The organism is uncultured Peptoniphilus sp., assembly GCF_946998875.1.
GTDB lineage: Bacteria > Bacillota > Clostridia > Tissierellales > Peptoniphilaceae > Peptoniphilus_A.
Genome location: NZ_CAMQAY010000003.1, coordinates 62209 through 88401, shown reverse-complemented (window position 1 = coordinate 88401; position 26193 = coordinate 62209). Strand labels below are relative to the sequence as shown.

The 26193-nt window shown below is 33.8% G+C and carries 27 protein-coding genes; 19 read left to right on the top strand and 8 right to left on the bottom strand.

Features of this window, described 5'->3' with window-relative positions; translation table 11 throughout:
* Positions 1–49: 49 nt before the first annotated feature.
* From Q0U74_RS02385 to sfsA, 3 genes are read right to left on the bottom strand one after another with little or no spacing between them, the layout of a single operon-like run.
* A complete protein-coding gene (locus tag Q0U74_RS02385; protein ID WP_297392511.1) occupies positions 50–265 on the bottom strand; it encodes a DUF6440 family protein in 216 nt (71 codons plus the stop codon).
* Between the two features lie 7 nt (positions 266–272).
* Entirely contained in the window at positions 273–776 is a 504-nt protein-coding gene (locus tag Q0U74_RS02380; RefSeq protein WP_297392510.1) for a GNAT family N-acetyltransferase, read from the bottom strand.
* On the bottom strand, positions 749–1465 hold the full coding sequence (sfsA, locus tag Q0U74_RS02375; protein WP_297392509.1) for a DNA/RNA nuclease SfsA: 717 nt from the start codon (positions 1463–1465) through the stop codon (positions 749–751). Before sfsA ends, Q0U74_RS02380 begins: the two co-directional genes overlap by 28 nt.
* A 77-nt stretch (positions 1466–1542) precedes the next feature.
* Between sfsA and Q0U74_RS02370 the strand changes: the two genes are divergently transcribed.
* Positions 1543–2067, top strand: coding sequence for a cysteine hydrolase family protein (locus Q0U74_RS02370; RefSeq protein WP_297392508.1), 525 nt, complete (start codon positions 1543–1545; stop codon positions 2065–2067).
* A 100-nt stretch (positions 2068–2167) separates the two neighbouring features.
* On the opposite strand, the gene Q0U74_RS02365 is transcribed toward Q0U74_RS02370, so the two are convergent.
* A complete protein-coding gene (locus Q0U74_RS02365) occupies positions 2168–2752 on the bottom strand; it encodes a class II aldolase/adducin family protein (RefSeq protein ID WP_297392507.1) in 585 nt (194 codons plus the stop codon).
* Between the two features lie 88 nt (positions 2753–2840).
* On the opposite strand from Q0U74_RS02365, the gene Q0U74_RS02360 reads away from it, so the two are divergent.
* Together Q0U74_RS02360 and Q0U74_RS02355 are read left to right on the top strand one after the other, a co-directional pair.
* The gene (locus tag Q0U74_RS02360) at positions 2841–3668 is read left to right on the top strand and encodes a purine-nucleoside phosphorylase (RefSeq protein ID WP_297392506.1); all 828 of its coding nucleotides are present in this window, start codon (positions 2841–2843) and stop codon (positions 3666–3668) included.
* A complete protein-coding gene (locus Q0U74_RS02355) occupies positions 3669–4709 on the top strand; it encodes a s-methyl-5-thioribose-1-phosphate isomerase (protein ID WP_297392505.1) in 1041 nt (346 codons plus the stop codon).
* 39 nt (positions 4710–4748) lie between these two features.
* Here Q0U74_RS02355 and Q0U74_RS02350 read toward each other — a convergent pair whose 3' ends face one another.
* The 3 genes from Q0U74_RS02350 to Q0U74_RS02340 form a co-directional block, all read right to left on the bottom strand.
* Entirely contained in the window at positions 4749–4913 is a 165-nt protein-coding gene (locus tag Q0U74_RS02350) for a hypothetical protein (RefSeq protein WP_297392504.1), read from the bottom strand.
* Positions 4914–5260: 347 nt separating this feature from the next.
* Entirely contained in the window at positions 5261–7006 is a 1746-nt protein-coding gene (locus tag Q0U74_RS02345) for a zinc ribbon domain-containing protein (protein ID WP_297392503.1), read from the bottom strand.
* Between the two features lie 182 nt (positions 7007–7188).
* Positions 7189–7482, bottom strand: a complete 294-nt coding sequence (locus Q0U74_RS02340) for a hypothetical protein (protein WP_297392502.1) — start codon at positions 7480–7482, stop codon at positions 7189–7191.
* 180 nt (positions 7483–7662) lie between these two features.
* Between Q0U74_RS02340 and dnaX the strand changes: the two genes are divergently transcribed.
* The 5 genes from dnaX to Q0U74_RS02315 all read left to right on the top strand — a co-directional run bounded on the left by dnaX (position 7663) and on the right by Q0U74_RS02315 (position 13735).
* Positions 7663–9342, top strand: coding sequence for a DNA polymerase III subunit gamma/tau (dnaX, locus tag Q0U74_RS02335; RefSeq protein ID WP_297392501.1), 1680 nt, complete (start codon positions 7663–7665; stop codon positions 9340–9342).
* 8 nt (positions 9343–9350) lie between these two features.
* A complete protein-coding gene (locus Q0U74_RS02330; protein WP_297392500.1) occupies positions 9351–9692 on the top strand; it encodes a YbaB/EbfC family nucleoid-associated protein in 342 nt (113 codons plus the stop codon).
* Between the two features lies 1 nt (position 9693).
* Positions 9694–10296, top strand: a complete 603-nt coding sequence (gene recR / locus Q0U74_RS02325) for a recombination mediator RecR (RefSeq protein WP_297392499.1) — start codon at positions 9694–9696, stop codon at positions 10294–10296.
* Positions 10297–10351: 55 nt separating this feature from the next.
* Positions 10352–12232, top strand: coding sequence for an ATP-dependent zinc metalloprotease FtsH (gene ftsH, locus Q0U74_RS02320; RefSeq protein ID WP_297392498.1), 1881 nt, complete (start codon positions 10352–10354; stop codon positions 12230–12232).
* 204 nt (positions 12233–12436) lie between these two features.
* Positions 12437–13735, top strand: a complete 1299-nt coding sequence (locus tag Q0U74_RS02315; RefSeq protein WP_297392497.1) for an SLC13 family permease — start codon at positions 12437–12439, stop codon at positions 13733–13735.
* A 180-nt stretch (positions 13736–13915) separates the two neighbouring features.
* On the opposite strand, the gene Q0U74_RS02310 is transcribed toward Q0U74_RS02315, so the two are convergent.
* Positions 13916–14332: a Fur family transcriptional regulator gene (locus Q0U74_RS02310; protein ID WP_297392496.1), complete on the bottom strand. Its 417-nt coding sequence runs from the start codon at positions 14330–14332 to the stop codon at positions 13916–13918.
* Positions 14333–14463: 131 nt separating this feature from the next.
* Here Q0U74_RS02310 and Q0U74_RS02305 point away from each other — a divergent pair, with 131 nt between their 5' ends.
* From Q0U74_RS02305 to Q0U74_RS02255, 11 genes are all read left to right on the top strand, one after another.
* Entirely contained in the window at positions 14464–15501 is a 1038-nt protein-coding gene (locus tag Q0U74_RS02305) for a metal ABC transporter substrate-binding protein (protein ID WP_297392495.1), read from the top strand.
* Positions 15501–16160 (top strand): metal ABC transporter ATP-binding protein, encoded by a 660-nt coding sequence (locus Q0U74_RS02300; RefSeq protein ID WP_297392494.1) that lies wholly within the window; start codon positions 15501–15503, stop codon positions 16158–16160. The genes Q0U74_RS02305 and Q0U74_RS02300 overlap by 1 nt, the downstream gene beginning before the upstream one ends.
* A complete protein-coding gene (locus Q0U74_RS02295; RefSeq protein ID WP_297392493.1) occupies positions 16160–16951 on the top strand; it encodes a metal ABC transporter permease in 792 nt (263 codons plus the stop codon). Before Q0U74_RS02300 ends, Q0U74_RS02295 begins: the two co-directional genes overlap by 1 nt.
* 403 nt (positions 16952–17354) lie before the next feature.
* Complete coding sequence (gene aroB / locus Q0U74_RS02290) at positions 17355–18398, top strand: 3-dehydroquinate synthase (RefSeq protein WP_297392492.1); 1044 nt, start codon at positions 17355–17357, stop codon at positions 18396–18398.
* On the top strand, positions 18391–19626 hold the full coding sequence (locus tag Q0U74_RS02285; protein WP_297392491.1) for a 3-phosphoshikimate 1-carboxyvinyltransferase: 1236 nt from the start codon (positions 18391–18393) through the stop codon (positions 19624–19626). The genes aroB and Q0U74_RS02285 overlap by 8 nt, the downstream gene beginning before the upstream one ends.
* Positions 19616–20701 (top strand): chorismate synthase, encoded by a 1086-nt coding sequence (aroC, locus tag Q0U74_RS02280; protein ID WP_297392490.1) that lies wholly within the window; start codon positions 19616–19618, stop codon positions 20699–20701. The genes Q0U74_RS02285 and aroC overlap by 11 nt, the downstream gene beginning before the upstream one ends.
* Positions 20698–22206 (top strand): shikimate kinase, encoded by a 1509-nt coding sequence (locus tag Q0U74_RS02275; protein ID WP_297392489.1) that lies wholly within the window; start codon positions 20698–20700, stop codon positions 22204–22206. Before aroC ends, Q0U74_RS02275 begins: the two co-directional genes overlap by 4 nt.
* Complete coding sequence (gene aroQ / locus Q0U74_RS02270; RefSeq protein WP_297392488.1) at positions 22187–22627, top strand: type II 3-dehydroquinate dehydratase; 441 nt, start codon at positions 22187–22189, stop codon at positions 22625–22627. Before Q0U74_RS02275 ends, aroQ begins: the two co-directional genes overlap by 20 nt.
* Positions 22624–24636 (top strand): aminodeoxychorismate synthase component I, encoded by a 2013-nt coding sequence (gene pabB / locus Q0U74_RS02265; RefSeq protein ID WP_297392487.1) that lies wholly within the window; start codon positions 22624–22626, stop codon positions 24634–24636. Before aroQ ends, pabB begins: the two co-directional genes overlap by 4 nt.
* 8 nt (positions 24637–24644) lie before the next feature.
* A complete protein-coding gene (aroF, locus tag Q0U74_RS02260; RefSeq protein WP_297392486.1) occupies positions 24645–25421 on the top strand; it encodes a 3-deoxy-7-phosphoheptulonate synthase in 777 nt (258 codons plus the stop codon).
* Positions 25405–26118 (top strand): aminotransferase class IV, encoded by a 714-nt coding sequence (locus Q0U74_RS02255; protein WP_297392485.1) that lies wholly within the window; start codon positions 25405–25407, stop codon positions 26116–26118. The genes aroF and Q0U74_RS02255 overlap by 17 nt, the downstream gene beginning before the upstream one ends.
* The last annotated feature ends 75 nt before the right edge of the window (positions 26119–26193 follow it).

Sequence of the window (26193 nt, the reverse complement as noted above, 5' to 3'; positions counted from 1 at the left end):
ATAAAAACCACAGTTTACTTTAAGATTTTTAGTAAGCTGTGGCTTTTTTTTAATTTCTTTCAATATAATTTTGTATTTCTCTTTGACTTGAAACGACAACTTTTCCATCAGAGTCTAAAAGGGGAGTGAGGCTGATTCCGTAGCCTGCATTTAGGTGTATATAGTTAACTCCCGTCTCAGTGTCTAATAGAATTTGTATGGACTCAGTAAGAGAGCCCTCCTTAAAAATTTTTATAAACCTCTTGTCTTCTCTATCTTTAAACATATTAACCTCACAATACTTTTTCATAGGCAAATCTTTCACTTTTGCCGCCAAGATAAACTAGTCCCACATAAGTATAGCCAAGTGTATTTAAAAGATTTTGCATGGACTTATTTTTTCTGTGGGTGTCAATGCGAACTGATTTAAAATTATTTTCCCTTGCATAGGCTTCTGCAAATTCAATAATTTTTCTGCCATAGCCCTTTTTTCTCTCACTTGCAAGGCTTCCAATCCTGTGAAGAGCCACATAGGGCTTTGGACTTTTCCATTCTCCAGCTAAATTATTTTCATAGTCCTCATCATGGTCGTAAATTATTACAGTGGACACTACTTTTCCCTGGTCTTCTAAGACATAAATATTTCTGTTTTCAATAAGATCTTTAAAATTATTTAAATTTGGCTTGTCAGCACCCTGCCACTGGTCTATGCCCAGCGATTTTAATTTAAGAGAGCCATCTTCATAAATTTTTTCGATTTTTTCTCTATCTAATTCTTTTGCAAGTCTAAATTCCATCTTTCCTCCAAAACTACAGGCACTTTTTCTGATATTTCCATTGAATTTCTCGTTACTAGGCAGTCGTAGGCGAGAATATTAACTCCAGCCTTTCTTGCCCTTATAAGTCCCTGTGAAAAATTTTTATCTGTCAGGTAATTTGGTGTGAAAAATTTTACGCCCTTCATTTGAATTACAAAGAGGATGTAAGTTAAGTATTCGCCACTAGCTTCAATGAGACCATTTATATGCTTAAGTCCCCTTGTAGTTGGCGCATCGGGAAAGGCGACGATGCCCTTATTTTCAAGAGTCACGCCCTTGACTTCTAAGAGAGCCCTTTTGCCTTCACCTTCTAAATAAAAATCAAAGCGGGAATCGCCATGAGAGTATTCTCTTTTAATTTTATTGTACTTAAAGCCAAGGTTAATTTTATTTTGCAAAAATGCCTGGTAAGCTACCTCGTTGGGAGCTTGCGAGTCAATATTTATTATTTTATCGCCCTTCATGACGGCAATGAGGGTGTAGGAAGTCTTTCTATTGGGATTGTCGTTGTAGGTAAGAAAAACTGTGGCACCTTCTGTTAAAATTTCCTTGCATCTGCCAGTGTTTGGCACATAGACAGTAAGAGTCAAGAAACCCTTCTTGCAAAGAGCGATAAATCTATTTTTTCTATATAAAAATTCTGCTTTTAAAACACTGTTGTATTTCATAATTCACCCCAAAATATTATACAGTGAACTTTAAAATATGTAAAACTTGTTGTATCATAGGATAAAGGAGTGAGGACATGGACGCATTAGTTGTAATTGACATGCAAAATGATTTTATAAGTGGCTCTCTAAAGGGAAAAAAGACAGAAAAACTTTTAGATAAAGTTGTGGAAAAGGTAGAGGAATTTAAGGGGGAAATAATTTACACCTTGGATACCCATTATGAAGACTATTTAAAGACAAAGGAAGGAGAGAATCTTCCCATTGAACACTGCATAAAGGGGACATGGGGTCACGAAATTGCAGATAAGTTAAAGGAAACAAAAAGTTTTGATAGGGCAAAAATATTTGAAAAAAATACTTTTGCATCAATCGAACTTGGAGAGTATCTAAAAAGTTTAGATGAAAAAGAGGGCATAGATAGTATTTATTTCTTGGGACTTGTGACAGATATTTGCGTGGTTTCAAATGCCTTATTGGTAAAGGGATTTTTGCCAGAAAAAAATATTTACCTCTACAAGGATTTGACAGAGGGACTTACAGAGGAAAAGAAAGCAGCAGCCATAAGTGTAATGGGATCTTGTCACATAAAGGCTATTTAAATTTTATTTAATGTTAAGGTAAAAAATTTTAGTGTTAAAAATTTATAGGTAAAGAGAAAAAAGACAGGGGGACTGTCTTTTTTTTGCGTTATTTTTAAATTTATTTTGAAATTATTTTTGGCTCGCCTATATTTAAGGAGTAATAGTAAATTTTTGCTGCGTCTTCCACATATTCTGCTGATAAAAAGGCAGACTCCATGTCCTTGCCGCAAGATACTACTCCATGATTAGAAAGTAAGCAGGAGTTTGATTTTTTCAAATAGGGAAGGATAGACCTTGCAAGTTCAAGAGAACCTGAAGGTTCAAAGGGAGCTACTTCAATTTCGCCACCTAAAAAGGGTTCCATCTCAATTAAAATTAGGGGAATCTTTTTTCGTGAAACTGCAAAGGCTGTGGCAAAACTTGAATGAGTGTGGACTATGGCATTGTATTTTGGATAATTTTTATAAATTTCCGCGTGCATCATCCACTCTGAGGAAGGTTTTTTGTCGCCCTCTAATCTTTCACCCTTAAAATTTATTTTTACAATGTCATCTTCTTTGATTTCTAAGTAGTCCATGCCACTTGGCGTTATGTAAATTTCATCGTCTTGACCCCTAAGGCTTAAATTGCCGCTAGTGCCTGCCACTAATTTTTTATCTAAAAGTTTTTTTCCATATTCTACTAAAATTTTTCTGTAATTCATGTCGCACCTCAAATATAATTTATCACATCTTACCTGCAATTGACAATTGATTATGCTGTGTTAGACTAAAGATAAATGGAGAGGTACTATGTTAAAGAAAAAAATTTTTGATACTTATAAAAAAAGTGCAGACTATATTTTAGACAAGATAAAAATAAGACCTGAGCTTGCCATAATTCTCGGCACAGGCCTTGAAAATCTTTTAGATGAAATGGAAGATAAGCTAGAAATTGACTACAGAGATGTGCCAAATTTTTTGGTTTCCACAACTAATAATAGTGAGGGGAAATTTATTTTTGGAAAATTATCTGGAAAGTATGTTATATGCATGACCAAAAGATTTCACTACTATGAAGGCTACGACTTTGACGAACTTGCCATGCCAGTTTATGTTTTAAAACTCCTTGGGGTGAAAAATTTAATTCTTACAAATGCAGCTGGAGCTGTGAATTATAATTTTTATCCAGGAGATATTTGCCTAATTAGAGACCATATAAATTTTGCTGGCCTTAGTCCTACAAGGGGCAACAATTTGTCAGAATTTGGAGAAAGATTTTATCCCATTGACAATTTATATGACGAGAAACTTCGCAGCCTTGCAAAAAAATTTGCCCTCCAAGAGGGGATTGAATTAAAGGAAGGAGTTTACTTCTTCACTGTGGGACCATTTTTTGAATCGCCATCAGAAATAAGAGCCATAAGAAGTCTTGGTGGCGACTTAGTTGGCATGTCAACTATTACAGAAACTTTGACGGCTGGTCACTGCGGCATAAAGGTCCTTGCCTTCTCAGTTGCCACAAATTATTCATCTGATCGAATAGAAAATATGGACGGAAGCGAAGTTGAAGATGTGGCAAGAGAAGTTTCGCCAAAATTAAAAAATTTAATTGTGAAAATAATTGGAGAGTTGGAATAAATGAAGAGACAAGATTATGATATGCCCTTTATGCTAAGATATGAAAATGTGGCTTGGTATGAAGATGGAGAAGTTAGGATTTTAGATAGAAGAGTCTATCCCAAGGAAATACGCTTTGAAATATGTAGGACTCACAAGGAAGTTGCAAGAGCTATTAAGGATATGGTGACACAGTCAGCAGGACCCTACACAGCAGCAGGAATGGGCATGGCACTTGCAGCCTACGAGGCGAGAAATTTAAAGGGAGAAGATTTATTAAACTTCTTAGAAGATGCAGCAGAGACAATTTCTACTGCAAGACCAACTACATCTACAAGGCTAAAAAAAGTCACTAGAGGGTCTATAGAAGCTGCCAAAAGGGCAATGGAAAAGGGAGAAGACATAGTGGAGGCTCTCTTCCAAGAATCTATAAATTCTTTAAACAGAAGATACAGCGCCATGAATGAAGTTGCAAAATATCTCTGCGATTTGATACCTGATGGTGGAAAAGTTTTGACTCAATGTTTTGCAGAGACAATTATTGGCACAATGACTAGGACTTTAAAAGAGCAAGGGAAGAATGTAAAATTCTACTGCGCCGAAACTAGACCCTACTATCAAGGGGCAAGGCTCACTGCAACATGCATAAGCCAAATGGGTTTTGACACCACAGTCATAACAGACAATATGGTTGCCTACATCATGGAAAATATTGGCATAGACTTATTTACATCGGCATCGGACACAATTACTCTGGATGGTCATGTGGCAAATAAAGTTGGCACCCATCAAATTGCTATTTTGGCTCGAGAATTTAAGGTGCCCTTTTATGTAACAGGCATGCCAGATGGTGAAAAGAAAGGTAAAGACGATATAGTAATTGAGCTTCGTGACCCTTCACTTGTATTGGGAGACCACACAGCAAGGGGAGTAAAGGCAATTTATCCTTCCTTTGACATAACGCCTCCAGAACTTATTACAGGCTTTGTGACAGACAAGGGTCTTTATAAGCCAAGTGATTTAAAAAAATATTTTGAGACAGATTATAAAAGTTTTTATTAATTTTAAAAATTCGCATGAAAAAAGGAGAGCAGTTTGAGTTTACTGTTCTCCTTTTTGTTTTCTAATCATTAATATTATTTTTGCAAGTAGTTCATGAATTTTTAAATATAAATCTTGTATTCTAGCTTTTATTAGACTTTCCTCACAAGTGTAAGAAAAAATAACTCGCTTGCCATCTTCGTCATCATACCAGCAACTACCCATAATAAATCCTTTTTCTTTGCATTCTTTTCGCATTTTCTTTTCTAATTTATATCTAAAAATTATTTTTCTAAAAAATTTCATAGTTTAATTATTTAAAGAAATTGGTTATACCATTATTTAATTCATCAATAGATACTTCAAATTACCTGTTTTCAGGATCTAGGAAAATTACAGAATTATCACACTTTGCAAAAACAAGATTTGTACATAATACACATACAAAAACTAATGAAGTTTTTAAGTTAAATTTTTTTAACTTCAAGTTATAACCTCCTATTTAAACAACATTAAGAAAAAGGTTTACTTATGAATAATATATCCATTATTAATTAATAATATACAATATCTTAAAAAAGTGTTACGAAAATAAAGTTAATTATGAACCAAATCATCTTAAATAGGAGTTCAAAAAGTGTAAAGGCAATGGCGTACCAGCCAATGAAATTAATTTTTGATCTTCCAATAAATTCTCTACTGTAAAGAGTGATTGCAATAAGTAGAGACAAGATAACTAAAATCAAAGTTGCAAGAGGCATTGCTGTCAAGGCTTGCAACATGTTGTATTTTAAGAAGCCACCGAAGGGTGAAATTAAAAATCCGAGGAACAAAAATACCTTACAAATTATCCAGTTTATAAGGGCGAATTTTTTCACTTCAGGATAAGATGTGTCTATGTCGTCTCTGTCAGTTGCAATATTAAGTGGTACATAAAATTCAAAATAGTCAAAGACCATTTTAAGAATTAAAAATAAAATTAAAATAAACCTAAAAGATCCGCTGCCAATTAAAAGTGCAATGGCATTTAATAAAGCGCCTATTCCAATTACAATTTTACTTTCCTTTGAGCCAAAGTCGCCAATGTAATTTGAAATCTTGTTAGTGATTTTATTTAAAGAGTCTAAGACTTTGTCGAGACCCTTCATGGATTTTTGTGAAATTTTTGTTTCTACATGACTTACTTTTTTGGATAAGTCTTCTTCAATAACCTTGTCAACTTTTGAATCCACAGCTTTTATCTCTTTGACAGGTTTTTCTCCCTTGTCCTTAAAGGAAAATAGTGCCTTGAGATTTTTAGATTTTTTCTCTTTAAGAGGAGTTTCTGCCTCTTTTTCTAGGGGCTCTATTAATTCTAAAGGTTTTGAATCCACGGAAGTTTTTTCTTCGTTAGAAGCTTTAATTTTATCATGATCCTTTTTGTCAGAAATAATTTCTTTTGATTTTTTTACATCTTCAGCTTCTTCTTTTTTCTTTTTTTCCTCTTCAGATTTTTTTATGGCATTTTCAATATCAATCTTTGGAGTGGAAAGAGTGTTCTCAAAAGTTTTTTCTGAATCTTCAAGAGATTTGCTAATCTCTAAATTTCTCGTGTCTTCTTTTTTCTTGCTGTCGTCTTTTATGCTTGAGAAAATAGAAAATTCATCGTCTTCCTCATTTATAAAATTTTTCCATTTTTCCTTTAAAGAAAATTTCTTAGGATTTTCAATTTTTATATTATCTAAACCATAAGAACTTTCAAAAGAATTATCCTTAGAGATACTAGATTGTGAAGATTTTTCTTCTTTTGCAGGAGAAGAAGTTTTTTCTTTTTCTTTAAATTTTGATTTTTTAAGCTCCTCTTGAACTCTTCTAATGAGTTCTTTTTGACTCATGCCTGAATCAGACTTTGAGTCTTTATTGGCAGCTAAAAATTCTTTGTCGGCTTTTTCTGCTTCAATAGGATCAAATTTCTTTTCAGAAAGCTTAGATTTTTTCTCTATATCAATATCCTTTGCAGGAGATTTTTTTATTAACTTTTCCTTCTCAGGTGATTTTCTTTGGACATTGCCCTTTTGGTAGTCTTCAATATTTTTGGAAATTTTTCTGTCTACTTCAGCAATAATATTTTTGAGCTCATCAGTGGTGTCAATGGCATCAAGAGACTTTGGATTAAAGACTCTAGTGTGTTCAGAAACTTTTTTTACCTTAGTAGTGTCTTCTTTTTTGTCATCTCTCTTATATGTAATTTTTATTTTAACATCCTTTAAGTTGTGACCACAGGAAGCACAAAAGTTGTCATCCTTAGAGACAGGATTTCCACATTTTGGACAAAACAATTTAGCACCCTCTTTCATTATTTCTATTAAAATATTATAACATATTTTTACTAGTGGACAAATCTTTTATATAGTAAATTAAAGAATTACAAAAGACTTTTACCAGTGAAAAAATATATTTAATTGTAAAATTATGTAAAAAAAGAAGCCTCGAAAGGCTTCCTTTAAAAATTTAAGCTAAATTATTTTGCTTCTTTTTCAGCGTTAGCTTGGTTAGTAGCTTCTTCAGTTTTAGCGTTTTCAGCTTTAGCGTTTACTTCTTCTTTAGCTTTTTCTTCTTCAGCTTTTACATTAGCTTCAGCTTCTTTAGCGTTAGCTTCAACTTTAGCTTTGTTAGCTTCAGCTTGTTCTTCTACTGCTTGGTTTTTAGCGTTAGCAGCTTCTTCAGCTTTTTTGTTAGCGCCTTGGCATGCTACCATACCTAACATTAATACAGAAATCATTCCAACGCTTGCTATTTTCTTTAAATTTTTCATTTTAATAAATCCTCCTATTTGAAACACATTGTTTCTTTGATTTGTCTACATAATATACTTGCCATGTGAAAATTATGTGAAGAAGATGTTAAAGATTTTGGAAATAGAAAAATTGTCTCTAAATGCTTAAATTTAATTTAATAAAAATTTTTTTCATGTATAATTATTTTAGGTGAGAAAATGTACAAAGCATTATATAGAAAATACAGGCCAAAAACTTTTGACGAGATTTGTGGTCAAGAAGCAGTTACAACTTCATTAAAGAATCAAGTAAAAAATGGCGAAATTAGTCACGCCTATATATTTCAAGGAACTAGGGGAACGGGAAAAACTTCTGCTGCAAAAATTTTGTCCCGTGCAGTTAATTGTCTTCATCCAGTTGATGGCAATCCCTGCAATGAGTGCGAAAATTGCAAGGCGATTTTAAGTGAATCAGTTTTAGATGTAGTGGAAATGGATGCTGCAAGTAACAACGGTGTTGACGATATAAGAGAGTTAAAGGAAAAAGTAATTTATCCGCCTCAATCATTAAAGTACAAGGTCTACATAATCGACGAGGTTCATATGCTCTCCAAGGGAGCCTTTAATGCCCTCTTAAAAATTTTGGAAGAGCCGCCAAGACATTTAATATTTATACTTGCAACAACTGAGATACAAAAAATCCCTGCCACAATTTTATCTAGATCTCAAAAATATAACTTTAAGAGAATTTCTATAGAAGAAATTACAGAAAATTTAAAAAAAATTACAGAGCTTGAGGGAAAAACCTGTGACGAGGAGGTCTTTACCCTTATTGCCAAGTCTTCTGATGGCGCAATGAGAGATGCCCTTTCAGTTTTGGACCAACTTATTACAAAGAGTAAGGATCACATCAAATTAGAAGATGCCATGGAAGTCCTTGGAATTTCTTCATCAGAACTTTTATTTAATCTTTCAAAGGCACTTGTGGAAAAAGATGTAGGTGGGGCACTTTTTGCCATTGATGGAATTTATAAAGAGGGCGTGGACTTTAACACTCTTTCTTCACAAATTTTAAATCACTTTAGAGATTTTTTATTGGTAAAAACTTTAAAGGACCCGAAAAAAATAATCTACACATCTCACTTAAGCGAGTTTCAAGAAATGGCTGGAAAAACTGATCTAGAAGACCTGCTTATTATTATTGACATTTTAAAAAATCTTGCTGTTGAAATAAAATATGCAGACAATAAGCGCGTGGTCTTCGAAATGAATGCAATAAAAATTTGCAAGAGACTTGTAAAAGACGATGTGGCTCTAAGACTTAAGGCCTTGGAAGACAAGTTAAATGGTCTTGAAAATAAGGGGCTTCCAAATAATTTTAAGTATGAAGAAGTTTTTCAAGAAAAAGAGAAAACAAATGATATAGATAAAAATATTGATAAGACTATTGATAAAAAAGAAGTACAAAAAAATTCTGACCATGATATTTTAAGGGATGGGGCAGAGGACCAGTCAATTGAAAAATCAAATCTATCTGCTATAATAGAGGATAATGGTGAAGTTAATCAAGTTGGAGAAGTTCCACTTTCTCTTGAAAAAATAAATGGCGATTGGCAAAAAATTCTAGCAGAACTTAAATCTAAAAGTTATGCTGGCTTTGGAGGATTTTTGACCTTTGCTAAACTAGAAAAGTTTCACGACAATATTTTAGAAGTAGTTTTTCAAGAGGGGTATGAATTTTACTATAATTACTGCTCAGAGCCTGAGAGAAAAAATATTTTGCCAGACCTATTTAAGTCTATTTATGGCAAGGATATTGATGTTAGGTTTAAATTACAAAAAACTGGAGCGGACAAGTTAGAAGAAATTTTTGGAAAAAATAATATAGAAGAAATTTAGGAGGAAATATGGCTAGAGGTGGATTTAACGGCTTCCCTGGTGGAGGCGGAAGAAATAATATGATGAAGCAAATTGAAAAGCTTCAAAAACAAATGGAAGAAATGCAAGAAAATTTGGCAAATGAAGAAATTTCTGCAACTTCTGGTGGCGGAGTAGTTTGTGCAACTGTAAATGGAAATAAGGAACTTATTTCTATTAAACTTGATAAAGATGCAGTTGATCCTGATGATGTTGAAATGCTTGAAGATTTAATCGTGGCTGCAGTAAACGAAGCTATGAGAAGTGCTGAAAGCAAAATGAATTCTCAAATGGGCAAATTTACTGGCGGATTAAATATTCCGGGGCTATAAGATGAACAAAGAGATTGGTCCTATTGAAGATTTAATAAAAAAATTAAATAGACTTCCTGGGATTGGTTCTAAAACAGCTCAAAGGCTTGCCTATCACATCATAGGTCTTGATGATTCGGAAGTTATAAGTTTAAGTGATGCCATAATTGCTGCAAAGAGAAATACAGTTCAGTGTTCCATTTGCATGAATTATGCTGACAGCGACCCATGCCATATTTGTTCTAATAAGACAAGGGACGACTCTATTATTTGCGTAGTAGAAAGCCCCAAGGATGTAGACGCCATGGAAAGGTCTAACAGTTTTCACGGAAAATACCATGTTCTTCACGGTGTAATTTCGCCATTAAAGGGCAAATCGCCAGAAGATGTAAGAGTAAAAGAACTAATTGACAGAGTGAAAAAAGAAAATATTAAGGAAGTAATAGTTGCAACTAATCCCACTGTTGATGGCGATGCAACTGCTACTTATATAAAAAATATTTTAAAGGACTTTGATATTACAGTTTCAAGAATAGGATACGGCTTGCCAGTTGGAGGAGATCTTGAGTTTTACGACGAGATCACCATTCAGACAGCCATGGAAAATAGAAGAAGGCTAGATTAATTTTGGGACTTGGTCCCAAATTTTTTCTTTAAAAAACTTTAGAAAGGGGAAAATTTTGTCTAACAACAAAAATAATTTTAATAAATATGTTCCCACAATTCTCTATGTAATTTTGGCGATAGTAATTTTTTACCTAGTCGCCATAGTTTTTGTGCCAAGGCTTAACAAGGAAAAGGACATAAAAGAAATTGACTATGTTTCCTTTGTAAATCTTGTCAACAGAGGCGAAGTTAAAAAGGCAGAGGTTCGAGATAGAACCATTGCCTTTGAAATAGAAAAAGATGGGAAAAAAGTTAAGTATGAAACTTTTAGGATGTACGACCCTGACTTAGTTGACAGGTTAGTAAATAAAAATGTAAAGTCTGCTCAAGTTTATAAGCCTGAAATGAATCCAGTGCTTTCCTTTATAATTTCAACTCTTGCTACTTTTGCAATTTTTATTGCCTTTTGGCTATTCTTATCAAAATTTATTTTCAAGAGAATGGGCGATGTTGGTCCCATGAGTCTTGGCAAAAGTGGGGCAAAGATTTATGTTGAATCCACTGATGGAATTAAATTTGAAAATGTAGCGGGACAAGATGAGGCAAAGGAAGCTTTGTCAGAACTTGTAGACTTTTTGCACAATCCGAAGAAGTACACAGAAATTGGTGCCAAACTACCAAAGGGGGCACTATTAGTTGGTCCTCCAGGAACTGGTAAGACTCTTCTTGCCAAGGCTGTGGCAAGTGAAGCCGAAGTACCCTTCTTTTCAATTTCAGGCTCAGCCTTTGTGGAAATGTTTGTAGGTCTTGGTGCTGCTAAGGTTAGAGACTTATTTAAGCAAGCAGTGGAAAAGGCTCCATGTATAATTTTTATTGACGAAATCGACACAATTGGAAAGAGAAGAGATGGCTCTGGAATTTCTGGAAACGATGAAAGAGAGCAAACTCTTAACCAACTACTTTCAGAGATGGACGGTTTTGATGCCAAGGCTGGAGTTGTAATTCTCGCAGCTACAAATAGACCAGATTCCCTTGACCCTGCTCTTTTAAGACCAGGTAGATTTGACAGGAGAATACCAGTTGAGCTTCCAGACTTAAGTGGAAGAACTGCAATTTTAAAAGTTCATGCTAAGGACATAAAAAAAGAAGAGGCAATTGATTTTGAAAAAATTGCTCGTGCAACGGCAGGTGCATCAGGTGCTGACCTTGCAAATATGATAAATGAGGCAGCCCTTCGCGCAGTTCGTGAAGGCAGAGACAAAATGAGTGAAAGAGACTTGGAAGAATCTGTAGAAGTTGTACTTGCAGGTTATGAAAAGAAAAATGCAGTTATTTCTCCAAAGGAAAAGAGAATAATTGCCTACCACGAAGTTGGTCACGCCCTAGTTGCTGCAAAGCAAAAGGATTCTGCTCCAGTTCACAAGATTACAATTATTCCAAGAACTTCAGGTGCTCTTGGCTACACTATGCAAGTTGATGAGGAAGAAAAATTCCTTATGACTAAGGAAGATGCCATAAATAGCATTGTAACTCTAACTGGTGGAAGGTCAGCTGAAGAATTAATTTTTAACATCAGGACAAGTGGCGCATCAAATGACATTGAAAAGGCTACAAAAATTGCCAAGGCTATGGTTACAAGATTTGGCATGACAGATGAATTTGGCTTTGTGGCACTAGAATCTATGACCAATGCCTACCTTGGAGGAGACACATCTCTACAATGTTCTCCACAAACTCAATATGAAATAGACGAGGCAGTTCAAAAAATTATTGACGATGCCCATGACAAGGCAAGAAAAATTTTAAAAGAAAACATCAGGGCTCTTCATGCCATTGCAGAATATCTTCTTCGTCAAGAGACAATTACTGGAGAAGAATTTATGGACATCTTAAAAGAGTATGATGAAAAAGAAAGTCAAGCTGAAGTTAAAGATGAAAGCGAGTCTATAGATTAAAAGAATAAATATAAAAATAAATGCTCGTAGAAAGTGCTTAGACAACTAATTAGCTGTCATAAAATTTTAACTTTATATCATAGCTAAATTAATATTTATTATAGAAAAGATTTTTCTTATTTAAGAAAGGTCTTTTTTTTATATAAATTTTAGATTAAAATGTATAAAAGAGGTAAATGAAATTAATAAAGAAAAGGGGAAAAAATGATTTTTACAAATGCAGTTGTGTTGTCAGTAATAATTTTGGCAGCCTTATGTTTAGCAAAAGTCCCTGTATTTTTTGCACTGATGATTTCAGGTATATCTGCAGGACTTATCTCAGGACTTGGGATTACTGAGACAATGAAAGTTTTAATAGGAGGAATGGGAGGTAACGCTGAGACAGCTCTTAGCTATATTCTTCTTGGTTCTCTTGCCTATTGTATGGAAGAAACTGGTGCCGCAGCCATAATGGCAAAAAAAATTGGCTCACTAGTTAAAGATAATAAAATTTTATTATGTGCAATCATAATAGTAATTGCAATTGCTGCAGAAACTGTTATACCAATTCACATAGCTTTTATACCAATTTTGATACCACCACTTCTTGCCATCACTAACAAAATGAAAATGAATAGAAAGATGCTTTCTGTTTCCTTTGGATTTGGACTCAAGGCACCTTATATTGCCCTACCTATTGGTTATGGTGCAATATTTCACGGCTTGATTATCGATTCCTTTGCAAGATCAGGACTTACTATTACAGATAAGGATGTAACAGGAACTAACTGGATAGTTGCGCTTATAATGTTTTTAGGTCTATGTGCTGGTTTAATATTCTTTATGAAGGATAAGGAATATGACACTAAAAGTGTTGAAGGTAAAATAATTGAAGTGCCAGAAAAATTGGAAAAGAAACATGTAATTGTTCTATTATCAGGAGTAATAACAGTTGTTGTTCAAATACTAACAGAATCACTTCCACTTGGAGCCTTAATTGGACTAATATTTGTAGTTGTAACTGGTGTAGTTAAGTGGTCTGACATGCAAAAAATGCTTGACGGTGGTATTAAGATGATGGGCTTTATTGCCTTTGTAATGTTATTGGCAGCAGGATATGCAGAAGTAGTTAAAGAGTGTGGAGCAGTTGACGATTTAGTTCAAGTGGCAACTAACTTCTTAGGTGGCTCAAAACTTGTAGCATCTTATGTAATGATTCTTTTAGGACTTATGATTACTCTTGGAATAGGAACATCCTTTGGTACAGTTCCTATTATTTCAGCAATTTATGTGCCAATTGCATCAAGTCTTGGATATTCAATACCAGCTACTATTTTACTTGTAACTGTAGCAGCAGCTTGTGGTGATGCAGGTTCACCAGCATCAGATACAACTTTAGGGCCTACATCTGGTCTTTCAGTTGACGGACAACATGAGCACATCAAGGATACTTGTATTCCACAAATTTGTTTCTTTGGAGTTCCACTAATTATTCTTGGTGGATTTGTAACAACATTAATTTAAATTTGAAAACAAAATATATAAATAAAAGAGGCTTCTGCGGGGTGTACAGAAGCCTCTTTTATTTGTCAAAATATAAGTTTAGTATTTAAAATAAATCTTCATTTTACTTATATATTATAACTCTGTCATGGAAAAAGTAAAGAATTATTTTGCCATGTGAATAGTATTCCACAATGCGGTTTATTTATTTTTTTGACAGTCGGGACAGATGCCACGAAGTTCAACTATATGATTTGTCACAGTGTAGCCAGTTTCTTCTTCAGCAATTTTTTCAAAATCTGAAATTGGACAATTTTCTATGGCAGAAATTTTGCCGCACTTGTCACAAACTATGTAGTGTCTGTGGCCCATATTTGCAAATTCAAAATAATAAAGTCCATTGTGATACAAATTTTTCTTCAAAATATTTTTATCAGTAAGTTCATTTAGCATCCTGTAAAGGGAAGTGAAGCTAGGAAGAGATTTTTTGTCCACAGCTTCAAAAATTTCTTCTGTATTCATTGGTACATGAGAATTATATAGAAGATCTAAAAGGGCAAGCCTTCCCTTAGTTACCTTTAAATTATTTTTCTTTAATATATCTTCAAAATTTTTCAAAAATTCACCTGCTTTCAATCTTATAAGTATTATAACAAAATTTATTTAATTTAAAAAATTACTTTAAAAATAAAAAAATTTTGTTATAATAATTAATGGAAATCATTATTGTTTAGGAGGAAAAAAGAAAAATGAAAAATATTAAGAAAATATTATTTTTATTGGCGGGAATAGTTTTATTCTCAGGATGCTCTAAGAGTGCAGAAACAAAGGATGCTGCAAAAGATACAGAAAATAAGGAAGGGCTAAAGGTTTATGCATCAGTTTATCCAATGTATGACTTTGCAAAAAAAATTGCTGGCGACAAAATAGATGTTGAGATGGTAATGCCACAAGGAACAGAACCTCATGGATGGGAACCAGATACTAAGACAATTAAAAATCTAGAAAATGCAGATTTATTTATCTATAATGGTGCAGGTCTTGAAGATTGGACTGATAAGGTCATTGATTCTCTATCAAATAAAAATCTAAAAGTAGTTGAAGCATCTGAGGGCGTAGAACTCATTAAGTCAAGTCATGATCATGAAGATGAAGATCATGACCATGAAGCAACTGAAGAAAATCACAATCATGAAGCAGCTGAAAATAATCACAAACACGAAGATCATGCAGAGGATCATGAACATGAAGGTCACCACCATGGACCTATGGATCCCCATGTTTGGATTTCACCAAAGAATGCAAAAATTGAAATGGAAAATATAAAAAATGCTTTAGCTGAACTTGACAAAGAAAATGCAGATTATTATGAGTCAAATTACCAAAAATATGCTAAAATGTTAGATGAACTTGATGCAAAATATTCTGAAAAATTAAGCGCTCTTCCAAATAAGACTATTGTAGTTAGCCACGAAGCTTACGGCTACCTATGTAAGGACTACGGACTAAATCAACTTGGAATTAAGGGTGTGAATGCAGAAACTGAACCAGATGCAAAGAAAATGGCTGAGATAATTAACTATGTAAAAGAAAATAAAATCACAACTATTTTCACAGAAGAGTTAATTGATCCAAAGGTTTCAAAAATTATTGCCGATGAAACGGGATGCCTTGTGAAAGTCCTTTCACCAATTGAAGGATTAAGCGAAGAACAAATAAAAAATAATGAGGATTATTTTAGCATCATGGAAGAAAATTTAGAAAATTTAGTAGGTGCTTTAAAATAGTGAAGGAAAAATTGTTAGAAATCAAAAATCTAAGCTTTAAATACAGCGATGAATTAGTTTTAGATGATATAAATTTTGATGTCTATAGGGGCGACTATATCGCCCTTATAGGTTCTAACGGTGCTGGAAAGTCGACTTTAGTTAAGCTGATTTTAAATCAACTTAAACCACTTACCGGCACTGTTTCTTTTTATACAAAAAATGGATTAAAGGACATCGGCTATGTGCCGCAATTATCAGTCCCATCTTCTTTGGAATTTCCAATAACAGTTACAGAATTATTATCTCTTGCACTTTACCCAAAGAACAAGGGCTTTAGAAAATTAAAATCTTATGACAGGGAAAAAATTACAAGTGCTCTAAAGCTTGTTGGCATGGAAAAATATAAGGATAGACTTTATACAGAATTATCTGGTGGCCAAAGGCAGAGAGTTTTAATTGCCAAGACCCTTGTATCCACACCTGAGTTTTTAATCTTAGACGAGCCCATGACTGGTGTGGACAGAGAATCTAAGGAGTCACTATTTCATCTTTTGAGCCACATCAATAGAGAACACAATATTACAATTTTAATGATCACCCACAATCTTGAAGAAGTGGAAGAAAATGTAAATAAAGTTTTTGAGATAAAAGACGAAAAAATTAGGGAAGTGAAATAATGGAAATCTTTCAATATTCATACATGATAAAAGCTCTAATAGTTGGAGCCTTCTTGTCAATAATCATACCTTGCATGGGTGTTGTAGTTGTCAATAAAAAGATTTCTGTAATTGGCGATGCCCTATCCCATGTGTCCCTTGCTGGTGTAATGCTTGGACTAATTACTTCAACTTCACCAGTCCTTGGAGCCCTAGTCTTGTGTGTTCTCGGCTCTTTATTTTTGGAATATGTGAGGACAAAATTTCCTGGTTACCAAGAAATTTCCTCTGCAATTTTAATGAGTACAGGCATTGGTCTTGCATCGCTTTTTTCTGGCTTTGTAAAGACAAGTGCCAACTTTGAAGAATATCTTTTCGGCTCTATAATTGCCATACCAGAATTTGATTTTTATTTAATCTTAATAGTTTCTCTTGTGGTATTTATTTTATTTTTCTATCTTTTTACTGACCTCATGTATATTTCCTTTGACGAGTCATCGGCGAGATTATCAGGAGTAAATGTTGATAGGGTAAATTTAATTTTTATGATTTTAATTGCAGTTACAATTTCTGTTTCTGCAAGAACTGTTGGGATTTTAATTATTTCATCCCTTATGGTAGTGCCAGTAGCATCAGCCATGCAGTTTAAGCTGGGCTACTTAAAGACCACTATTCTTGCATCAATCTTTGGCTTTATCTTTACAATAACGGGGCTTGTTTCATCCTTTTATATTGGACTAAAACCAGGCGGCGCAATTGTATTAATTGGCGTTTTATTTTTAACGATTATACTTTTAATAAAGAAAAAATAAAGAGTGAGGACGCCATGTGTCCCCACTCTTTATTTGATTTATTTTAATTATAAATATATTCCAAGATTATATAAACAAATGCAAAAAACAAAAACAATGAAAGCTATAACAGTGCAGAGGTATGTAAGAATATAGTATTCTTTTTTAAAGGATTTTTTAAAATCAGAAAAACCTAGATTTCCAAGTATGACAGGAAAAAAGGGTAATAAAATAATTAAAAACTGTCTAAGTAAATAATTAACAAAATTGCTCATATAATCACCTCATATTAATTATAACATGTTTTTACTAATTTGCAACGATACTGAGATAAAGTAAAATATTTTAGCTTAAAGCTAATAAGATCCTTTATTTATAGGCATCTTTGTTTTATTATAGAGAGAGCAAGGCATAGGAGTGTTTTATGAAAATTCAGGTTAAAGAAAATAATTATACGATAGATATTGATTATAAAAATGATGAAAAGTTAAGGGACTATTTATTTAAAAATGAAGACGCAAAATTTTTAGTTATAACAGACGAAAATGTCTTGGGTATTTATAGCGAGAGATTAAAAAAACTTATGGATGGCTTAAATTATTTTATTTATAAATTTCCTGCTGGCGAAAAATCCAAGTCCATGGAAAATTATATAAATATAAATAAGTTTTTATTGGAAAAAAATTTTAACAGAGGCGACATAATCATAGCCTTTGGTGGCGGTGTTGTTGGCGATATATCTGGTTTTGTTGCAGCAACATATCTTAGGGGAATTGATTTTATCTCTGTGCCAACTACGCTTCTTTCCATGATTGACTCTTCTGTTGGCGGAAAAAATGGCATAAATTTTATGAATTTAAAAAATCAAATTGGCGCCTTTTATTTTCCAAAATGTGTCCATATTGATTACAGTTTTTTGGAAAGTCTTGACCAGAGAAATATTAACAACGGACTTGCAGAAATTTTTAAATATTCTGTCTTAAGGGAAAAGGAATTTTTTGATTATTTAAAGTCTGCAAAAAAACTTGACTATGAAAAAATTATTTACAAATCTTTAAATATTAAGCTGGACTTTGTAAGAGATGATGAAAGGGACAAGGGCAAGAGACAAAAGCTAAACCTCGGTCACACTATTGGTCACGGCATAGAATCTCTTTCAAATTATAAACTAAACCATGGTGAAAGCATTGGCATTGGAACAATTTATATGGCAAGGGCAGCTTATAAAATGGGGCTTGCGGAAAAAGATTTTTCTAAAGACTTAGTAAGAGCCTTTAAAAAATATAATCTTCCAACTGCTTATGACTTTGAGACAGAAGAAATTTTGGTGATTTTAAAGCACGACAAGAAGATTAATAAAAATCTCATAAATGTAATTCTTCCAGTAAAAATTGGCGAAGTTATAAGTAAAAAAATTACTTTTGATGAGCTTAAAAAAATAATTGATTTAGGTAAGGAAAATGAATAGAATTATTGAAAATAAAAAATTATCTGGAGAAATTTCTGCAATTACATCAAAATCCTATGCCCATCGTGCAATTTTTTGTGGAGGGCTTGCAAGGGCGGAATCTGTAATAGAGATTCATGACCTTTCAAAGGACATAGAGGCATCTCTTAATGCCGTAAAAGCCCTTGGAGTCAGCCTAAAAAAAATAGAAAATAAATTTTATTTTGATCCACCAGAAAAATTCTCTGGACCAGTTACTATTGATGCCCTTGAAAGTGGATCTACCCTTAGGTTTTTACTACCAGTCCTTGCCGCCCTTGGTCTTGAGGCAAAAGTTATAAGAAGGGGAAGTCTTGTTGCTAGAACTAACTCTGTCTACTTCCATGAATTTCCCAAGCATGGAGTAGATCTTAAAGAAGTTGGAGATTCAATTTATCTAAGAGGAAAGCTAAAGGATTTTAATTTCACTCTTCCAGGAAATATTAGCTCCCAGTTTATATCTGGTCTTATGCTTGCATCAGGCTTTTGCCAGGAAGACTTTAATATAAGGCTCACAAGTGAAACTGAATCAAAGCCCTATATTGACATGACAATAGATGTCATGAAAAATTTTGGAGTTGAAGTAATTGAAGGTAAAAATTCTTTCACTTGCAGGGGAAAATTTTCTCCAGCAAATTATGTGGTGGAAAAAGATTGGAGCAACGCACTATTTTTCTTGGCAGCTGGCGTAAGGGTCCTTGGACTTAATAAAAATTCACTGCAGGGAGATAGAAAAGCTTTAGATTTTTTAAGGGATTTGGGTTATGTTAATATTTCTAAAGATGAGTTTCAGCTAAAAAAAATAAACGATGCTAAGAAAAAAGTAACCTTAGATGCAAAAAATATGCCCGATGCCGTTTCAATTCTTTCAATAATGGCGGCACTTTCAAATACAGAGACGGAAGTTATAAATATAAAAAGGTTAAGGTTAAAGGAAAGCGACAGGGTAAAGAGCACTGTGGATATGCTGGAAAATTTGGGAGTTCAGGTAAAATTATCTGAAGACTCCTTTTCCTTTAGGGGAGTGGAAAAATTTAAGGCAGCAAAAATAAATTCTTACAATGACCACAGAATTGCCATGGCTGCCTCTATTGCCGCAACTTTTGCAGATGGTCCAATCACTATCAATGATAGCCAGTGCGTGGAAAAATCCTACAAAAACTTTTTTGACGATTTTAAATCTTTAGGAGGGAAGACAAATGTCATATAGCTTTGGAAAAAATTTTAAAGTAACACTCTTTGGTCAGTCACATTCTGAGGATCTTGGAATTGTCATTGATGGAATTAGTGCTGGATATAAAATAAATAAAGATTTAATAAGAAAAAACCTTGATAGAAGAAAACCTGGCAGGAATAATTTTTCCACTGCTAGAAAAGAAGATGACGATTTTAAAGTTGTGAGTGGAGAAGTGGATGGCATAACTTGTGGGGCACCTCTTTGTGCTCTTATAGAGAATAAGGACCAAAGGAGCAGGGACTACGACAATTTAAAGGACAGACCTCGTCCATCTCACGCAGACTATCCAGCCTATGTTAAATTCAAGGGCTTTAACGACATAAGAGGGGGCGGACAATTTTCTGGCAGGATGACTGCTCCCATAGTCATTGCAGGTTCTATTGCTGAAGATTTGCTTTTAAAGAGGGGCATAAAAATTTTCTCTAGGATAAAAAGCCTAGGCGATGAAAGTGACATTGACATAAATTTAAATGATATTGGCGAAGAAAAACTTTACAATTTAAAAAATGAAGACTTCCCAGTTTTTGAAGATTCAGCAATGGAAAGAATGCAGGAAGAAATTTTAAGGGCAAAGGAAGAGGTAGATTCCCTTGGCGGAATTGTTGAGACTTTTATTTTAAATATGCCAGTGGGCATTGGCGAGCCTTTTTTTGATTCTCTCGAGTCGGTAATTTCTCACGCAGTTTTTTCAGTTCCCGGCATAAGAGGAATTGAATTTGGCTCTGGATTTGAGGCGGCAAAAATGTGGGGAAGTGCCCACAACGATGAATACTATTACGAAGATGGAGAAGTAAAGACTAAGACCAACAATCATGGGGGAATAATTGGTGGACTTTCAAGTGGCATGCCAATAATTTTTAGGACAGCAGTGAAGCCTACCAGCTCCATTGGGAAAAGGCAAAGGACAATATCGCTAAGAGATAAAAAAAATGTAGACCTAGAAATTGTGGGAAGGCACGACCCTTCAATTGTGCCAAGAGCCCTAGTTGCCATTGAAATGATTACTGCTATTGCAATTTTAGACTTAGTAATGGAAGGTGAAAGATGAAAAATTTAGATGAGTCAAGAAAAAATTTGGACGAAATTGATTCACAAATTGTCCATCTTTTAGAAAAGCGAATGGAAATTTCCAAGGAGATTGGAATTTTTAAAGCAAATAATAATTTAAAAACAGAAGACTCGGGTCGGGAAGATGAAATTATAAAAAACTTGGAAAATAAAATTGCTCCAGAATTTAAAGATGCCATAAAGCCAATTTATTGTGAAATTTTTAAGGAGAGCAAAAAAATAATTTCGAGAGTTAAAGATGAAAATTTTAAGTTTGGACTTATTGGCGAAAGTTTGTCTCACAGCAAATCCAAGGAAATTCACCAATTATTTGGAAGATATGACTATAATTTAAAAAATTTAAAACAAAATGAAATGGAAGGTTTTTTTGAAAAGAAAAATTTTAGGGGAATTAATGTTACTATTCCCTACAAGGAACTTTCTATAAAATATTTAGACAAGGTTGACCCTCTTGCAAGAGAAATTGGCGCAGTTAATACAATTGTAAATAAAGACGGAGAATTATTTGGTTATAACACAGACTATCTTGGCTTTGATTATTCCTTAAAATATTTTGACCTTGACCTGAAAGATAAAAAGATTTTAATTCTAGGATCTGGAGGGGCAAGTAAGATGCTCCAAAAACTTGCAGCTGATAGGGGAGCCAAAAGGCTTGTTGTCATTAGCAGAAGGGGCGAAAATAATTACGACAACATAGGAAAATTTAGTGACTTTAATGTAATTATTAATGCAAGTCCAGTAGGCATGTATCCAAATAATATGGAATGCAAGGTGGACTTAAAAATCTTTAAAAAGCTAGAGGCTGTAATAGATTTAATTTACAATCCCCTCAAGACAAAATTAATTTTAGATGGGGAGAATCTTGGCATAAAGACTATGAATGGACTTTTAATGTTAGTTGCTCAAGCCTTCTTTGCAGCCGAACTTTTTTTAGATGAAAAATTAGATGAATCTTTAATTGAAAAAATTTATTTTAAAATTAAAAGTGACATGGAAAATATTGCCCTTGTTGGCATGCCTTCCTGCGGCAAGACTACAATGGCAAGGCTCTTGTCAGAAAAATTAAATAGAGTTTATTTTGACACAGATAAATTAATTGAGGAAAGGGAAGGAAAAATCCCAGAGATTTTCGAAAAAAAAGGCGAAAAATATTTTAGGGACCTTGAGACAAGCGTACTAGAAGAGGTCTCCAAAAAAACGGGAGTCATAATTGCCACTGGCGGTGGCACACCCCTAAGAAAGATTAATAGAGACCTTCTTTTACAGAACTCACTTGTAATTTATTTAGATAGGGACTTAAAAAATCTTGAGACAGAGGGAAGACCCCTCTCAAAAAATTTAGAGACCTTAGAAAAAATGTATGGAGAGAGAAATAAAATTTACCAAGAAATTTCTCACATAAAAATAAAAGTTATTGAAGACGAGGAAAAGACTTTGGAGAAAATTCTGGAGGAAATAAAAAATTATGAAAATTTTAGTAATTAATGGTCCCAATATTAATTTGCTAGGCATTCGCGAAGTTAATATCTATGGCAGGGATACTTACGAAAATTTGTTAAAATTAATAGACCAAGTTGCTCATGAAGAAAATATTGAAATCCAGGAGTTTCAATCAAACCATGAAGGGGATCTTGTGGATAAAATTCAAAGTGCCTACAAAAAAGTTGATGGCATTGTTATAAATCCAGCTGGCTACACTCACACTAGCGTGGCAATTTTAGATGCCCTAAAGGCTGTCAGCATTCCCACAGTTGAAGTTCACATTTCAAAGGTATCAGACCGTGAAGATTTTAGGCAAGTTAATTTTATAAGGCCCTGTGCTATAAAATCCTTTGAAGGCTATGGAATAGAAGGTTACAAAAAGGCAATAATTTATCTGAAAAATTATTTAGGGGAGCAAAAATGAAATCACTTATAATTGACAATTATGATTCTTACACTTATAACCTCTTTCAGTTAATTGGAAAGGTCAGTGGCATAGAAGCTCTTGTAATTAAAAATGATCAGATGACTTATGAGGAAATTTTAGATTTAGACTTTGACAATGTAATTATTTCTCCAGGTCCGGGTAGCCCTGATAAGGAAAAGGACTTTGGTGTTTGTAAAGACATCATTGAAAAACTTGACAAGCCAATTTTGGGAATTTGCCTAGGTCATCAAGGGATATATTATTACAATGGCGGCAAAATTTTAAGGGCAAGTGAGCCCATGCACGGCAGACTTAGCCAGGTTATTCACAATGGCAAAAATTTATTTAAGGGAATAAAAAATAATTTTGTTGTAACAAGATATCACTCACTAACTTGCCAGGACAAGGAACTTGAAAACATAAATATTGATGCAAGGACTCCTGATGGAGTTGTCATGGCAATTTCACACAAGACTAAGCCAATCTATGGCCTTCAATTTCATCCTGAGTCCATAGCAAGTGAATGCGGCGAAAAATTAATTGAAAATTTTATAAATATTTGCAGAGATTTTTATAAGGAAGGCCAGCTTTATTATGAAATAATTGATAAAAGTTTTGATACAAAAAATATTTATGAAAAACTTTATGAATATGACAATAAAACTCTTTGGCTGGACTCAAGCAAGGTGGAAGAAGACCTTTCAAGATTTTCAATTTTTGGCCTCAAAGGTCCAAAGGCTCACACAATAAAGTATGACGTGGACAAAAATCTTGTAGAAAAAACCTTTCTTGATGGAAGAAAAAAGGAAAGCTTTAATACTGACATCTTCACTTATTTAAAAGAAAATCGAAAGAGATGGACTTACAAGGAATCACTTCCCTTTGATTTTCAATTGGGCTACATTGGTTACTTGGGTTATGAATTAAAAAAAGACACAGAAAAGGTCACAAATAAGAATTCCTACGACTATCCAGACGCTTACTTTAAGTATTGCGACAGGGCTCTTGTCTACGACCACAGAGATGAAAAACTCTACATCCTATCTTGCCAAGAGGACAAAGATTGGATTAAAGAGATAAAAAATATCTTGGAAGAAGATTTTGAAGAAAAAAATAAAGATACAAGCAAGAAAGATTTTCCAAAATTAAAATTTGTAAAGGACAAAAAAACTTATATAGAAGACATAAAAAAGATAAAAGACTTAATTTGCCAGGGAGAGACTTACGAAGTATGTCTTACAAATCGCTTAGACATCTATGATAAGCTCGATGGCAAAAAGTATTACATGAATCTTCGAGAAAAAAGCCCAGGACAATATTCTGCCTTCTTGCCCCTAGATGAGATAAAGATTGCCTCATCTTCCATGGAAAGATTTTTAAAGGTGGATAAAAATAAAATTGTGACGACAAAGCCAATTAAGGGTACTATTAGAAGAGGAGACTCCTTAGAAGAAGATCAAAAACTTATTGATAAACTTAGAAATGAAGAGAAGACCAAATCTGAAAATTTAATGATTGTAGATTTACTTAGAAACGATTTGGGTAAATTTTGTGAGATTGGTTCAGTTGAAGTGCCAAAGTTAATGGATGTTGAGACTTATAAAACTCTCCACCAACTTGTAACTACAGTTTCTGGAAAAATTAAAGAAGATGTGGATATAATTGATGTGCTGAAAAATACTTTTCCAGGTGGGTCTATGACTGGTGCGCCAAAAAAACGCACACTGGAAATCATTGACGAGTTAGAAAATTATCCTCGCGGAATTTATTCAGGCACAATCGGTTTTATATCAAATAATTCTACAATGGATTTTAATATTGTCATAAGAACTGCCCTTATAGAAGAAGACAGGGCAACTCTTGGAGTAGGTGGAGCCATAATTCTTCTATCAGATGCAGAAGAAGAATTTGAGGAAATTGTCTTAAAGGCAAAGGGGTCTCTCAATGCACTACAAGCGTATTACAATAATTTTGATGAGATAGATATTGAGGGAAGCAAAGGATAATGAGTGAAATGAGTAAAGGGAAAATTGTAAAAATTAGAGATGTGAATGTGGGAGGAGGCAAGCCAATAATTATAGCTGGACCCTGCTCCATAGAATCTCGAGAACATATTATTGAAGAAGCAAAAGCCTTGAAGGAAAGGGGCATAGACATTCTAAGAGGTGGAGCCTTTAAACCAAGGACAAGTCCCTTTGATTTTCAAGGGCTTGGCTTTGAAGCTGTAAAATATTTAAGGGAAGCATCTGATAAGACAAATCTACCCATAGTTACAGAAGTCTTAAGCGAAGACCATGTTGATGCCATGGTGGACTATGTAGATGCCTTTCAAATAGGTTCTCGAAATATGTATAACTATGCTCTTTTAAAAAAAGTTGGAAAAACTATGAAGCCAATAATTTTAAAGAGAGGTTTTTCTGCAACTCTTAGAGAATGGGAAATGGCTGCAAAATATATTGAAGTTGAGGGCAATCACAATATAATTTTTTGTGAGAGAGGCATAAGGACCTTTGAGACTGAGCTTAGAAACACTCTTGACTTTGCAGGAGCCTATTATATAAAAGAAAAGACTGGCTATCCAGTTATAATAGACCCAAGTCATGGCACTGGCAGGCGAGACTTTATTGAGCCAATGGTTAGGGCGACACTTGCCCTTGGCCTTGATGGAGTCATGATTGAAGTTCATGAAAATCCTGACCTGGCAAAAAGTGATGGGCAGCAAACTATTGACTACGAGGCTTATGAAAAAATTGCAAAGTTCCTAGGAGAATTTAATGAAAATAGAATTTGATGATGGATTTTCCTTTGGCAAGGGCGCCTTTGAAACTATTAAAGTAGTGGATGGTGACCCTCTCTTTTTAGAAAAACATTTAGAGCGATTAAAAAAATCTTTAAAATTTTTTGAAATTGAAAGAGAAATTGATGAGGAAAAAATTTATGACTATATAAAAAATTATAAAGATAAAGATTTTGCCCTAAAGCTAATAGTTTCTGATGAAAATTTTATTTTGACAAGTCGCAAGGATAATTACAGAGATGATAATAAAATTTTTAGTTTAAAAATTTCTAAGTTTAGAAGAAATAGCACTTCAAAAATAATTTATCACAAGAGCCTTTGTTACTATGAAAATATTTTGGAGCACAGGTGGGCTGTGGAAAGTGGTTATGACTCAGCCCTTTTCTTAAATGAAAGGGATGAGGTTTGTGAAACTTCTTTTGCAAATATTTTTTTCGTGAGAGATCATAAAATCTTTACTCCAAAAATTTCTTCAGGACTTTTAAGGGGAACTATGAGAGATTTCCTCCTTGAAAATTTTGAAATCAATGAAGAAAAAATTTGCGCCAAAGATTTAATAGGCTTTGATGAGTGTTTCATTTCAAATTCCTTGATGGGCGTGAGAAATGTCATGTCGATCGACGAAATAAAATTTACTGGTAGAGACAAGACAAGGGACATTCAAGAAAAATTAAAAATTTATGGATTTTAAGAGACTGGCGAGACCAGTCTTTTTTTAATTTGCTAAAGAAGAAGATTAAATAGATGAAGAAAATTCTTTTTTGTT